General features: G+C 48.6%; 15 protein-coding genes. 2 read left to right on the forward strand and 13 right to left on the reverse strand.

The features are described from left to right. Positions 1 to 35 precede the first annotated feature (35 nt). From LCM29_RS05155 to LCM29_RS05190, 8 genes are all read right to left on the reverse strand, one after another. Entirely contained in the window at positions 36 to 1745 is a 1710-nt protein-coding gene (locus LCM29_RS05155; RefSeq protein ID WP_224861340.1) for an ATP-binding protein, read from the reverse strand. Next, entirely contained in the window at positions 1742 to 2458 is a 717-nt protein-coding gene (locus LCM29_RS05160; protein ID WP_026825821.1) for a response regulator transcription factor, read from the reverse strand. The genes LCM29_RS05155 and LCM29_RS05160 overlap by 4 nt, the downstream gene beginning before the upstream one ends. A gap of 160 nt (positions 2459 to 2618) precedes the next feature. Continuing rightward, positions 2619 to 3803, reverse strand: coding sequence for a c-type cytochrome biogenesis protein CcsB (ccsB, locus tag LCM29_RS05165; RefSeq protein ID WP_214692798.1), 1185 nt, complete (start codon positions 3801 to 3803; stop codon positions 2619 to 2621). After that, positions 3803 to 5347: a cytochrome c biogenesis protein ResB gene (locus LCM29_RS05170; RefSeq protein WP_224861342.1), complete on the reverse strand. Its 1545-nt coding sequence runs from the start codon at positions 5345 to 5347 to the stop codon at positions 3803 to 3805. The genes ccsB and LCM29_RS05170 overlap by 1 nt, the downstream gene beginning before the upstream one ends. A gap of 19 nt (positions 5348 to 5366) precedes the next feature. Beyond that, positions 5367 to 5948: a redoxin domain-containing protein gene (locus tag LCM29_RS05175; protein ID WP_214782536.1), complete on the reverse strand. Its 582-nt coding sequence runs from the start codon at positions 5946 to 5948 to the stop codon at positions 5367 to 5369. Positions 5949 to 6084: 136 nt separating this feature from the next. Next, the gene (locus LCM29_RS05180) at positions 6085 to 6843 is read right to left on the reverse strand and encodes a pseudouridine synthase (protein ID WP_074033228.1); all 759 of its coding nucleotides are present in this window, start codon (positions 6841 to 6843) and stop codon (positions 6085 to 6087) included. Between the two features lie 4 nt (positions 6844 to 6847). After that, positions 6848 to 7441, reverse strand: coding sequence for an SMC-Scp complex subunit ScpB (gene scpB / locus LCM29_RS05185; RefSeq protein WP_074033229.1), 594 nt, complete (start codon positions 7439 to 7441; stop codon positions 6848 to 6850). Beyond that, a complete protein-coding gene (locus LCM29_RS05190; RefSeq protein ID WP_214692804.1) occupies positions 7419 to 8186 on the reverse strand; it encodes a segregation/condensation protein A in 768 nt (255 codons plus the stop codon). Before LCM29_RS05190 ends, scpB begins: the two co-directional genes overlap by 23 nt. A gap of 83 nt (positions 8187 to 8269) precedes the next feature. Between LCM29_RS05190 and LCM29_RS05195 the strand changes: the two genes are divergently transcribed. Both LCM29_RS05195 and tnpB read left to right on the forward strand, forming a co-directional pair. Next, a complete protein-coding gene (locus LCM29_RS05195; protein WP_224861344.1) occupies positions 8270 to 8737 on the forward strand; it encodes a DUF309 domain-containing protein in 468 nt (155 codons plus the stop codon). A 259-nt stretch (positions 8738 to 8996) separates the two neighbouring features. Then, positions 8997 to 10085, forward strand: a complete 1089-nt coding sequence (gene tnpB, locus LCM29_RS05200; protein ID WP_224862746.1) for an IS200/IS605 family element RNA-guided endonuclease TnpB — start codon at positions 8997 to 8999, stop codon at positions 10083 to 10085. 204 nt (positions 10086 to 10289) lie between these two features. On the opposite strand, the gene LCM29_RS05205 is transcribed toward tnpB, so the two are convergent. From LCM29_RS05205 to LCM29_RS05225, 5 genes are all read right to left on the reverse strand, one after another. Beyond that, positions 10290 to 10472: a hypothetical protein gene (locus LCM29_RS05205; RefSeq protein WP_214782524.1), complete on the reverse strand. Its 183-nt coding sequence runs from the start codon at positions 10470 to 10472 to the stop codon at positions 10290 to 10292. A 90-nt stretch (positions 10473 to 10562) separates the two neighbouring features. Next, the gene (locus LCM29_RS05210) at positions 10563 to 10919 is read right to left on the reverse strand and encodes a GCN5 family acetyltransferase (protein WP_031423428.1); all 357 of its coding nucleotides are present in this window, start codon (positions 10917 to 10919) and stop codon (positions 10563 to 10565) included. 89 nt (positions 10920 to 11008) lie between these two features. Then, complete coding sequence (locus tag LCM29_RS05215) at positions 11009 to 11449, reverse strand: peptidylprolyl isomerase (RefSeq protein ID WP_074033238.1); 441 nt, start codon at positions 11447 to 11449, stop codon at positions 11009 to 11011. Between the two features lie 115 nt (positions 11450 to 11564). Then, positions 11565 to 12866, reverse strand: coding sequence for a pyrimidine-nucleoside phosphorylase (locus LCM29_RS05220; RefSeq protein ID WP_224861346.1), 1302 nt, complete (start codon positions 12864 to 12866; stop codon positions 11565 to 11567). A gap of 28 nt (positions 12867 to 12894) precedes the next feature. After that, positions 12895 to 13704: a purine-nucleoside phosphorylase gene (locus tag LCM29_RS05225; RefSeq protein ID WP_214874493.1), complete on the reverse strand. Its 810-nt coding sequence runs from the start codon at positions 13702 to 13704 to the stop codon at positions 12895 to 12897. Positions 13705 to 13711: the final 7 nt, after the last annotated feature.

Genomic DNA, 13711 nt, shown 5'->3' on the forward strand with positions numbered 1-13711 from the left:
AAAATGCCACAAATGGTGACTCAGACGAGTCACCATTATGAGATATGTGGTTGTTCAAATGGTAAGTAAATGTCAAACGTCGTTCCGACACCGAGTGTGCTCGATACGCTGACTGTACCATGATGGGCATCGATCACATTTTTCACGATGGCTAAACCAATCCCGGTACCGGTCTTCGACCCGCTCGTCCGTGCTTTGTCGGCTTTATAGAATCGCTCAAACACGAACGGTAAGTCCTCTTTCGGGATCCCGTGTCCTGTGTCGGTCAGTCGAATCTGCAACCCATCAGGCATCTCGGTCGCCTCAATTCGAATCTCTCCTGAATCGGTATGGGCGATGGCGTTGCCGATCAAGTTCGTGAATACTTGCTCGAGTCGGTCACCGTCTGCTTCAATCTGTCGATGCGGTACGTCCGTCTGTAATCGAATCTCTTTTTCAGATGCCATTTGATTGAACTTTCTCATGACACGTGGCAAGAAATCACCGATATCGAATGAACTGAATTGCATCGTTTCTTTACCCGATTCGATGCGGGCCAAATCAAGTAAGTCGTTGACAAGTCGCGCAAGTCGAAGAGATTCGTCATAAATGATTGACGCAAACTCTTTCGTCGCCTCGTCACTTTCTGTCATCCCGTCGATGATTGCCTCTGAATAACCTTGTAGCGTCACGAGCGGTGTCCGAAGTTCATGGCTAATGTTCGCCACGAAATCGGTCCGCATCTTATCGAGACGGTGGCTTTCAGATGTGTCGCGAATGACGACGACAGCTCCTTCGAAATCATCCTCCCCGATGAGCGGCGTGACCGTCAACGTATAGTAACGGTCATCTTGTTTCACTTCAATCGTCTTCTCAGCCGTCCCTTCCATCACTTCTTCATACAGTGACAGAACGACTTCATGCGGCTGACCGTCTTGAAGCAACGGACTAGCCTGTGGATTGGTGACGATCACGTTTGCGTGACGGTCGAGCGTGATGACACCGTCCGCCATCGAACGAAGAATGGAGGCAAGTTGCAGACGTTCTCGGTCTAACGCATCGACATATTTCGCCAGTTGACTGCTCATCGCGTTGAACGAGGCGGCAAGTTCTCCAATTTCGTCTCGAGTCTTCGTCTCAAGACGCAAGTCGAATTGTCCTTTCCCCGTCTTATTGACCGCATCCCGCATCGCTCGGAGCGGCGCCGTGATCCGCGTCGATAAGAAGAAGGCGAACACGGTCGTCACGATGATGGCAGAAGCAACAGTCCAAAAAATGATTGTTCGTGCACCAGCATTTGCACTCGAAATCGCATCGAGTGGTTCAAGTAAGTAGAGTGTATATTGTCCGGTCGATAACGAAAACGTCGTCCGGTAGGCAAGAGCAGCTTGGTCATCAAAAGAAGAGAAATTACCGATGGCCGTTTCTCCGACTGCCTGATAGGTTTCCCAATCTTGACGTTCAAGTTCAACCATCAGCCCGTCCACTTGATTCCCGAAATTTGAGCGCGTGGTCCCGTTTTCTAAAATATAGTTCGCACCATATACTTCGATGATTTGATCAATCGTCTGGGACGTGTCACCTTCATTCAACAACACCGACTGAACCTGTCCGCCAAGTTTGGCGAGGTGACCACGTTCTTGGTCGATGTGAAAAGAGTTGAAAAATTCAAGCATCAATACCGAGACGATGAATAAGATGACGCTGACCAAAACGAGAATCGTCAGCCACAGTTTCGTGACGATGCTGTTTCGCCGAATCATCATTCACTAGCAGCTTCGAACTTGTACCCAACACCCCATACAGTCGTGATCATATGAGCCGCATCTGGTGAGACGCGATTCAATTTCTCACGAAGACGTTTCACATGCGTATCGACGGTCCGAAGGTCTCCAAAAAATTCATAGTTCCATACTTCTTTCAACAACTGCTCGCGAGAAAAGACTTTATCGACCTGCTTCGCAAGGAAGAACAGCAATTCATATTCTTTCGGTGTAAGGGCAATCTCTTCTCCGTCGACCGTGACACGGTGCGCATCATTGTCAATCGTCAAGTGCGGGAACACGATCAAATCTTTTGATTTCTCACTCGTCTGCATAAACTTAGTCGAGCCAGAACGACGAAGGAGTGCCTTGACGCGAAGAACGACCTCACGCGGACTGAACGGTTTCACGATGTAATCGTCCGCCCCGACTTCAAATCCTTGGACACGATCAATCTCTTCACCTTTCGCTGTAAGCATGATGACCGGTGTCGCTTTCGTTTTCCGGAGTTCTGTACACACTTCGACTCCGTCCATTTTCGGCATCATCAAATCAAGTAAGATGACGTCGTATTCGTTTTCAAGAGCGAGAGCGAGTGCCTCTTCTCCATTGACCGCTTCTTCAATCACATACTGTTCACGTTCTAAGTACATTTTCAAAAGTCGGCGAATTCTCTCTTCGTCGTCGACTACTAAAATCTTCGTTTTCTCAGCCATACCAGAAACCCTCCTAAGACCCATTACGAGTTGTAGCGAATGTTGCACAATTGTGAACATTCCACTCCCTGCCATAACTATACCACTCTATTATTTCGCTTCACAACGATGATTTGATGGACCAAATGAAAAAGAAGTCACAATTGTGACTTCTTTCGCGTCATGCATATGAATGTAGACCGGCGATGACCAAGTTGACGAAGACGAGGTTGAACATGATGATGGCAAATCCACCGACACATAACCAAGCCGCTTTCGTTCCGGTCCAGCCGCGCTGGATGCGCATATGCAAGTAATAAATATAAATGAGCATCGTAATGAGGGCCCATACTTCCTTTGGATCCCAACCCCAGAAGCGGTTCCACGCAATCTGTGCCCAAATCATCGCAAAGATGAGACCGCCGAGGATAAAGACAGGCAATCCGATTGCGACCGAGCGATAGCTGATCTCATCAGCAAGGTCGAGGTCGACCTTTTTCGCAAGCGGTTGAAGCGCTTCAGCAATGCGTTTTCGCAAAATCACGAAACGGAGCAACGCATAAATCACGACACCACCGATAACCGACCAGATGAGCGTGTTCAACTTGAGTGTATTGATCCAATTCGGCAACTCAAGTGACAAACCGCTCGCTCCTGACAAGAGCTGTGCACCTTCTGGTACGAATAGGATTGGCATGAAGTATTCATACGTCTCGACTTGACCGCGGTCATTCGTAAATTCGACGACTCCACCGGCACCGATTCCTTTGAAGAGCATCGACACGATGATGAACCCAAGTGTACACATGAGAACGAACATCGTCACTTCAAGCCACGTCCGTGATTTAGACTGTTCTTTCATCGATGTCTCATTCAATAAGAAAATGAGACCTGACGCAAAACTGATGGCCAAAATCCCTTGTCCGAGCGCTGCCGTCGTGACGTGGATTTTTAACCATACACTGTTGAGTGCCGGAATGAGCGGTGCGACCTCACTCGAGAACATCGAGGCGAAAGCAATGACGAGTAACGCCACTGGCATCGCGAACAATCCGAGTACATCATTTTTATAAATCCCGTATACGACGAGGAATCCGAGCACCATCATCATGCCGAAAAACGTCGTATATTCATATAAGTTTGATACCGGCGCATAGCCGACACCTGCCCAACGCATAAAGAAATATGTCATTTGGGCGATAAATCCGATAATTGCCAAGATGAAGGCATACTTCCCATAGGCGACACGGTTGACGTTTCGATCCTTACGCATACCACTAACGGCAATCGTAAAGAGAACCGTCGAGATCGCGTAAAGGAAGAATGCGATAAACAGCATTCGGCTGCTCCATTCAATCCATTCCATCAAGATTCCCCTCTTTCATCTGTTGACTCGTTCTCCGGCTTCGAAGTAAATCTCGCCTGATCTTCCCACATCGGTAAACCGGACTGTTCTAATAATGGCGAAACCTCTCGACGGAGCGAGGACGGGTTTTTGTTCGTAAAGCCTGCAACGAGTACCTCATCTTCATGACGACGAATCCAGACACGGCGGTGTGGCCAATACATACCCATCACAATTCCAATCATGAAGATGGTCGCACCGACGATCAGAATCGGGTACGTCGAGTCACTCTTCACACGGAGTCCACTCGTACTCGCCATCTCTGTACCTGCAAACTGGACATCATAACGGTTCTCTTCATCGGCGACGTTGAGACGAATACCGACTAAGTTTGATTCCGTCTCGCCTTCAGGTGATTCGATATTGAAGAAGAAGGCAGGATTCAGTGCACGTGGTGATTTCGTGTTCGGTTGTCCATCCTTCACTTCAAAATCAGGATACAAGTCTTTCAATGTGACCGTGACACCGTCTAAGTCATACGACTTTTCTGGATTCTCGAGGTCGACTTTGAACGGTCCATACTCGTCACCTGTCTGTTTATCGACGAGCATGAACGACATCGACAAGAATTCCGGTCGACTTGAATATTGCTCTTGATACACTTCATATTTTTCGAACTTAAACGGGTGGTTGACTTTCGTCGAACCGACATCGACTTGTTCGAGTTGCGGCGATCCGTCCTCGTTCGTTCCCGTCTTCTTAAATAATGTCAGTTCCGTCTCGTAGTTTTTTGGAACGGCTCCGGCTTTTTCAATGGCAGCTGCGAACTTCGCATCTTCCTCATTGTTCTCCGGGTCATACATTTCAAGAATGAACTGGTCGTTCCGTAAATAGTATTCCCCATCTGTCGCCTCTAGTGAGACCGTATCTCCTTCACGAATCCACTCGAGTGTATCCGTGTGGAATGCAGGGAACACGCGGAGCATCGCCCCAAGGAAGAAGATGACGAGGCCGACGTGGTTCACATATGGACCCCAACGACCGAAACGGTGTTTTTCAGCCAATAAGGCATCTCCGTCTCGTTTGACACTGTACCGTTTTTTCTTGAGCGACACTTCCATTTCATCGATTTGAGCGTCTGTTCCTTCGCCTTGTCCGAAGAGGCGTTGTCCTTTCATAAAGCGCTCTGTCCGTCTAACCGGCTGATTCTTTAGCGCTTTATAGAGCGGGACGCCACGGTCAATCGATACAACGATGAGCGAGAGCGTCAACATGACGATGAGACCGATATACCACCATGACGTATATAGGTTGTGGAATCCAAGTGCATAATAAATCGAACCTGGCGTCCCATATTCCTCCAAGTAATATTGCTCTGGAGGTAACTGTTGTGGGATGTACATTTCTTGAGGGAAAATCGTCCCGATTGCCGAGCCGACAATAATCAGCGCAATCAACCACAATCCCACTTTGACCGATGCGAAGAAGTTCCACACCCGGTCAATGACCGATTTAGGACGACGCTTTGACCGTAAATCAGCGCCTTCGTATTTCATATCTAGCATCTGTGCGTCCCCCGTTCGCTTACAATGACTTCTCGGCTAGCTCCATCAATTTCTCTTTCGTGAGTTCACCTTCATATTTTTCAATTACGTTTCCTTCACCATCGATGACGAATGTGACAGGTAAATTATAAATGCCATAGGCTTTCTCGACTTCACTCTTCGTGTCCATCAAGATCGGATAATCGAGACCGACACCGAGGTCGTTCACAAAGTTATCGACGCGAAGCGGCGTCTCACCGACGTTCACCGCCCAAAAATCGACACCCATGTCTTGGAGTGTTGCGTAATTCTCCTGTACGACTGGCATTTCTTTCTTACAAGGTTCACAGAACGTACCCCAGAAGTTGAGAAGCATTCCTTTTCCTTCGTATGTGTCACGTTCATAAAGGGTCGTACCGTCGAGTGTGACGAGTTTGAAGTTCGGTGCCTCGTCCCCTGCCTCGATGCGTCCGTCATTACCAGCTTGGTCGAACAATTGCATGACGGTGATGGCTCCCGCAAAGAGAACGACCGTCATAATCATCAAGCGCCAAAATGACCTCTTTTTCTTTTTCGCGACCGCTTGTTCCATGCGGTCGTCTTTGTTTTGATCTTTTGTCATCGTTTTCACACCATCCTTCAGTTGCTATTGTACTGAAAAAACATTAAAAACGCACATTAACAGACTTTTTTCATTTTTTTGTCACACAATTTACACAATCAAAAAAATCATCCTATTTCAGGACGATTTTTTGTTGTTATTTTTTCTTCTTTTTGCCTCGTGGTTTAGGTGGAACCGTCGGATTCGCGAGTTCACGAAGCTTGCTGATCTCTTTGTGTGAAAGTTCACGCCAGTCGCCGGTATTGAGACCGTCGAGCGTCAAGAAACCGAACTGTTCACGCTTTAGTTTGATGACCTCAGAACCGATTGCTTCGACCATGCGACGGATTTGACGATTGTGTCCTTCCGAGATGACGATCTCAAGGATGGCCGTGTTCTTTTTCTGGTCGACAGACTTCATCTTCACTTTCGCACTACCCGTTTTGAATCCGTCATCGAGCTGAACACCTGACTCCAGTTGCTTGATTGCCAAGTAAGAAGGGATGTTCTTCACTTTTGCCACATAGCGCTTTTGAATCTTATATTTCGGATGCGTCATCATGTTCGAGAACTCTCCATCATTCGTCAAGATGATGAGTCCTGTCGTGTTATAGTCAAGACGTCCGACCGGGAAAACACGTGCCCCTGGTGGCACGAGATCCGTGATCACTTTACGTCCTTTATCGTCTTCTACCGTCGACACATAGCCGCTCGGTTTATAGAGCACGTAGTAGACATGCTCTTCTTGCTCGATTTTGACGCCATCGACCTCAATCTCTGACTTCGGTCCGACTTTCGTCCCGAGTTCACGTACCACTTTCCCGTTGACGCGGACGCGACCATCCAAAATCATTTCTTCCGCTTTACGACGCGAGGCGACCCCCGCTTGTGCGATTACTTTTTGCAAACGTTCCATATGATTAATCCTTCTCCAATCTCTCTTCTTGCTTCGGTGATTCCTGACCGAAGAACAAATCGCCTTCGTCTGTCAGTTCATCCTCAAATGTTAATGGTGGTAATTCCTCGAGCGAGTTAAATCCAAAATGGTCGAGGAAGTGCTCTGTCGTTCGATACAACTTGGCACGACCAATTGTTTTAGCACGGCCAGCTGATTCGATTAACCCTTTTGATAATAGCGTATGAATGACTCGCTCCACTTTGACACCGCGAACCTCTTCGATGTCCGCCCGCGTGACCGGCTGCTTATAGGCGATAATGACGAGCGTCTCCATCGCCGCGCGTGAAAGTGCCTGCTCCGCCATCGTCCCGACATATTTTTGAATGTAGGGAGACACATCTGGAACAGTCACAAGTTTGTACACACCTGCCGATTCCATGAGTTGGAACGGTCGGTTCGATGTTTTAAACGAGGCTTCTAACTTACTGAGCTGTTCTCGCGCAGCAGCCTCTGAGATGTCGAGCGTTTCTGCGAGCGCTCGGACTTCCATCCCTTCGTCCCCGACGACGAATAGCAATCCTTCGATAATCGTTTCATAGGACAGCAACCGCTTCATCCCCTTTCTTTGATGATTCGATGAACGAGATTTGAATGTCTTGGTCAAGTTGTTTCGTTTCGACGACCCGTAGCTTGATCAGCTCAAGAAGCGCCATAAACGTCACGACGAGATCTGAGACGTTCGGTCGTTCTACAAAGAAGGCGAAAAACGATGTCTGTCGCGTAGAAGAAACGTGTTCATGAAGTCTCGTCATCTGTTCTTCAAGCGTTCGTTCTTCGCGTTTAATCGTCTTTTTGCGTCGTTCTTTCCAACGTTTCCGTTCAATCATTTTAGAATAGGCATGAAGAAGGTCTGAGAAGTTCAGCGGTCCGTCGTACTTCGACACTTCCTCTGACATGTAGTTCGTCAAATCTTCTCCCGGTCGTGTGTAAAGTTCGAGACGATGTTCTTCTTGTTCACGCATAAAAACGACTGCTTCTTTATATGCTTTGTATTCGATCAATTGACGAATGAGTCCCTCACGTGTTGGTTCTTCGCTAAAGTCTGGAACATCCTCATCCTCGACCTGAACAGGCGGTAACAACTGCTTGCTCTTTAACTGGAGCAACGTCGCCGCCATGACCAAGTATTCACTGGCCACGTCGAGTTCAAATTTTTGCATCGTGCGAATATAGCCGACATACTGGTCAGTGACTTCTGCCACGGAAATGTCGACGATATCAATCTCCATTTTTCCAATCAAATGGAGCAACAGGTCGAGTGGACCTTCGAACGTATCGATTTTAACGTTATAGGCTTCCATAGAGACACCTGCCATTTTACATTTTTGCGCTTTAGTATAACATGTTTTATAACACCGTGGACACGAAAGGAGAAAAATGATTCATGACCCCTTTTATTCATTATACGTTGCTTTTTGAATGTCATGCCGATTATTTCGAATGTCATGAGGTATTAGAAGAAGCGTGGCAGGCAGACGGACGTCGTCATCACGGCTATGCGGCACTCATTCAATACGCCGTCATTCACTATCATCTCCGACGAGACAATCTAATCGGTGCGAAAAAGAGCTTGCGACTCTTACGTCGAAAGATGGACATCGCTTCCCCCTATTTAAATGAGCTCGGTCTTGATGTCGACGCCTTCATCGCACAGCTTGATGAATGGCCGTTACACACGAAGCTCCCATTACAACAGGATGTTCGTGACACGGTCGAATCACTAAAACCGACGTTCCCATCGACAGATCTGTCGTTCGAGGAATTGGTCCACAAGCATCTTCATCGTGACCGGAGTGAGGTCATCACGGAACGGGAGTTGGCACTTTTAAAAAGGCAACGTGCAAGAAGTTGACGTCAAGATTCAAAACGTCTCCTTTTCATAATCAATGATGATCTTTTTTAACTAAATCAGGCGAAAATTCTCCCTCCTCTAAGCGTCTCGGAGCGAAGCCCAGCGTTGGTGGGAGATGAATCGCCCGGTCTAACAGTCTTTTCCCCTGTGACAGATGTGACGAACAAAAGTTCGTGATCCCGTCAGATTTTCCCTCCCCCTCCACGGGTATCGGATGAGGAGGACACATCACGATCTTCTGAAGGGAGGAGGGACGGACATGCTGAAGGGCTATACATACAGGCTCCACCCGACGCCGGCACAGGCCGAGTTCCTGGTCCGGACGATCGGCTGCGCCCGGTTCATCTACAACAAGCTGCTCGAGGACCGCATCGCCATCCGCGAGGAGGCGAAAGCGGGGAGCGGAACGAGACGGAAACCGGCGACACCCGCCTCCTACAAGCCCCTGTTCCCGTTCCTCGCCGAGGCGGACAGCCTCGCGCTCGCGAACGCGAAGCTGAACCTCGACACCGCGTTCGCGAAGTTCTTCGCCGGGACGGGCGGCTTCCCGAACTTCAAATCGAGACGACGGTCGCGCGCCTCCTACACGACGAACAACCAGCATGGCACGATCCGCATCGAGGCGGGCAAGGTCCGTCTGCCGAAGGTCGGGTTCGTGCGGTTCACACAACATCGCCCGTTCGAGGGCGTCATCCGGTCGGCGACGGTCTCGATGACCAAGACAGGCAAGTTCTTTATCTCCATCCTCGTCAAACAGGACGATGAACCATGGATTCCAGCCGAGAACAAGGTCGGGATCGATCTCGGTTTGGAACATTTCGCCGTCATGACGAACGACGCGATGGTATCGGAGAAAATCGAAAACCCACGTTTCCTTCGACAATCCGAAGCGAAGGTCAAGAAGGCGCAACGGGCGCTGTCGCGAAAGAAGATCGGGAGCAAGAACCGTGAGAAGGCCAGGCTGATCCTCGCCAAGAAACACGAAAAGATTGCCAACCAACGCAAGGACTTCCTTCACAAACTGTCAAGACGGATCGTTGACGAGAACCAAGTCATCGTCGTGGAGACATTGAAATCGAGCAACATAATGAAGAACCGACGCTTGGCCAAATCGGTTGGCGATGTCAGTTGGTACGAGTTCGTCCGGCAACTCGAGTACAAATCAAACTTCTACGGACGGACACTCATCAAGGCAGACCCTTGGTACGCATCCACTCAAATCTGTTCCACTTGCGGAGTAAAGGGCGAGAAGAAGGCGATGGATGTCCGTGAATGGACGTGTGTTTGTGGCGCGCATCATGACCGTGACATCAACGCGAGCATCAACCTGTTGATGTTGGCCGACTGACAATCCTTCAGGGCAGGGACTGCCCGACGAGCTTGGTAAACAACTGTGGCTAGTAAGAGCACGGTCTTCCCAAGAAGCTCCCCCTTCAATTTGCGAAGCAAATAAGTGGCGAGTAGTTCACCTTCTTAAACGCCGTCACCCAACTCTCGAAATTGCTCCGATCATGTAAATATTCAGAAAGGGTTTCAAGTAAATCCATGCCAACTATCGTTTGTAAGCAGGACCAAACCAAACCACCTCGTCAGAAGCTGTCCAATCAAATCCATCTATATTTTCATACTGTTCCATCCACTGATATGCCCAGTCAGAAATTTCTTCTCGCGTTCGTTCTTGCCTGAGCACTTGCTCCAATCGATTGATTAGTTCATCGATTGTTACTCGATTCAAGAATCCACCTCATTTTATGAGTTTGTGATTTACTCCATGCAATATGCAAAACCCCCATAATCACAATCGTGATTACGGGGGTTTTTGTCATCAGACGACTAATTGATTCCATTTATCCAATAAATCGCCCGTCTTGCCTGTACCGGTTAACGTCAAATCAAGTGGAAGTACGTTTCTCACCTCGTCTAGAAGCTCGTAAGAACGTTTCTCGCCACGGAATGATGGCGACAGGGCGATATGGTCGATGACCATCGTCGTTCCTTGCTGCTCCATTCCAATGATGCCGACGAAGTCTTCACCGACTTTCCATAAATAGAGGAACTTCGACTCTTCCTCGTCATACGATCGGACGAGTTCAAGCAAGCTAAGCGGAGATTTGTCACTGCATGAGAATGCAAGTAGACCCATCGCCGTCTTTTCATAAGAACGTTTATATTTGACCAGCATCGCTGGGTTCACCACCTTTAGTCATTCAAGTTTCACGATGTGAAGACGTGAGAGACATGGTTCATTGTGCCATAACCTTCAGGCAAAAATCAATTCTCGTCCCAAACCTTCACTTCTGCCATCTTCGTTCCTTGACGAAGTTTGACGGCATGTTCAAGACCAGATGTCACTTTACCGAAAACCGTATGGACGCCATCCAAGTGTGGTTGTGGCTCATGGACGATGAAGAACTGTGAAGACCCTGTGTTACGTCCTGCGTGTGCCATCGAGAGTGATCCCGCTTCGTGTTTGTGTGGGAAAGAAGTCGATGTCTCACATGGAATCGTATAACCAGCGCCACCCATTCCAGTACCATCCGGGCAACCGCCTTGGCTGACGAATCCAGGAATGACACGGTGGAATGTTAATCCATTGTAGAACCCGCTGTTCGCAAGTTTTTCGAAGTTTTCGACCGTGATCGGTGCCTCGTTGTGGAATAAATCAAATTCAATCATTTCGCCATTTTCAAGTTTCATAGAACCTTTTTTCATGTTTCAAGCAACCCCTTTATTTGAATATGTATCCTGCTGTTTTACACTCACATTACCCATCTTATCAAAAAAACACGTCTGTCTCCACTTTTTTTGTGGAAACAGACGTTCTGCCTTATTGGATGACAGCGTGAACGAGTGGGCGAGCTTCTGGTTTCGTCGCACCGATTGTATACGCGTGATCTAAACGTTCGACAGCCGAAGACATGTCTTCCATGTTCGAGCGGAGCACGGCAATCACATCGCCCGCCTCGACACGGTCGCCAACTTTCTTCTCGAGCGTGATGCCTGCCGCGAAGTCGATCTTGTCTTCTTTCGTCGCACGACCCGCTCCGAGAAGCATCGCTGCGACACCGACTTCGTCTGCGATGATTGACTCGACATAACCTGCTTCTTTTGCGACGAATGTCGTCTCATAGGAAGCTTGAGGTAATTTTGTCACGTCATCGACGAGCGACGCGTCTCCACCTTGTGCTTCGACGAACTTACGGAACACCTCGAGGGCATGACCGTCAGCAATTCGTTTTTCAAGGTCTGCATATGCTTCGTCAAACGTTGGATAGAAATCACCAAGAACAGCCATGTGTCCCGCAATGGTGAGGGCGATTGTTTTCAAGTCTTCTACTTCCTTACCTGAAAGGACTTCAATCGCTTCTTTTACTTCGTTCGCGTTCCCGATTTCAAAGCCGAGCGGTTGGTCCATGTCGGTGATGACAGCGACCGTTTTACGACCGACGTTCTTCCCGATTGCGACCATCTCTTCTGCGAGTGCTTTCGCATCATCGAACGACTTCATGAACGCACCAGAACCCGTCTTGACGTCGAGGACGATACTGTCAGCTCCAGCTGCGATCTTCTTCGACATGATTGAACTCGCGATGAGTGGAATGGACTCAACGGTAGCCGTCACATCACGGAGGGCATAAAGTCGTTTGTCAGCTGGCGTCAAGTTCCCCGTCTGACCGATAATCGACATCTTAATATCATTTACTTGTTTCGTGAATTGTTCTTCCGTCAATTCGACGTTAAAACCTGGGAACGATTCGAGTTTATCGATCGTACCACCCGTATGTCCAAGTCCACGACCACTCATTTTTGCAACCGGGATACCGATTGACGCGACGAGTGGTGCGACGATCAAGCTGATCTTGTCACCGACTCCACCCGTTGAGTGCTTATCGACTTTCTTCCCTTCGATGTTCGAAAGATCGATCGTATCACCCGACTTCACCATTTCCATCGTCAAGGCTGCCGTCTCCTTTTCAGTCATCCCGTTGAAATAGATGGCCATCGACAATGCCGACATCTGATAGTCAGGAATTGTTTCGTTCGTGAATCCTTCGACGACGAAGCGAATCTCCTCTTCGTTCAATTCTCCACCGTTACGTTTTTTCAAAATCAAATCGACCATACGCATAACTGTCGTCCTCCTAGAAATAAGTTACTTACATGCTTTTAATCGTGCCGCGCACGAGTGAAAGGAAGTCTTGACGGACACGTTCCGTCGTCTCGATGACTTCTTCATGGTTGAGTGGTTGATCTAAAATCCCTGCCGCCATGTTCGAGACACACGAAATTCCGAGGACGCGCATATCCGAGTGACGCGCGACGATGACTTCTGGTACCGTCGACATCCCGACGACGTCACCACCGAGAAGACGTGCCATTTTTACTTCTGCTGGTGTCTCGTAAGTTGGACCTGTGTTCCCGAAGTAAACCCCTTTTTGGACAGTGAGTCCGAGGTCTGAAGCGACGCGTTCTGTCAATTTCACGAGTTCTTTATCGTACGCTTCTGACATATCTGGGAAGCGAGTCCCGAATTCACTCGCATTCTTCCCGATGAGTGGGCTCGTCCCGAAGAAGTTGATGTGATCCGTGATGATCATCAAATCACCAGGGTTGAACGACTCGTTACACGCGCCCGCCGCGTTCGTGACGATGAGTGTCTCGACACCGATCAATTTGAGGACACGAACAGGGAACGTCACCTGTTCCATCGAGTATCCTTCATAGAAGTGGAACCGTCCCTGCATCGCGACGACGCGTTTTCCTTCAAGTTCTCCGAACACGAGTTGTCCCGCATGCCCTTCGACAGTTGATACTGGGAAGTGTGGAATCTCTTCATAAGGGATTGCAACCGGATTCTCAATTTCGTCCGCGAGGACTCCAAGGCCTGACCCGAGAATAAGTCCGATTTCTGGTGTTGCGCCCATACGCTCCTGCAAAAACGCTTTTGTTTCGTTCCAATTTACCATGAATATT

The organism is Exiguobacterium aestuarii (assembly GCF_020171655.1).
In the GTDB taxonomy this organism is placed as follows: domain Bacteria; phylum Bacillota; class Bacilli; order Exiguobacteriales; family Exiguobacteriaceae; genus Exiguobacterium; species Exiguobacterium aestuarii_A.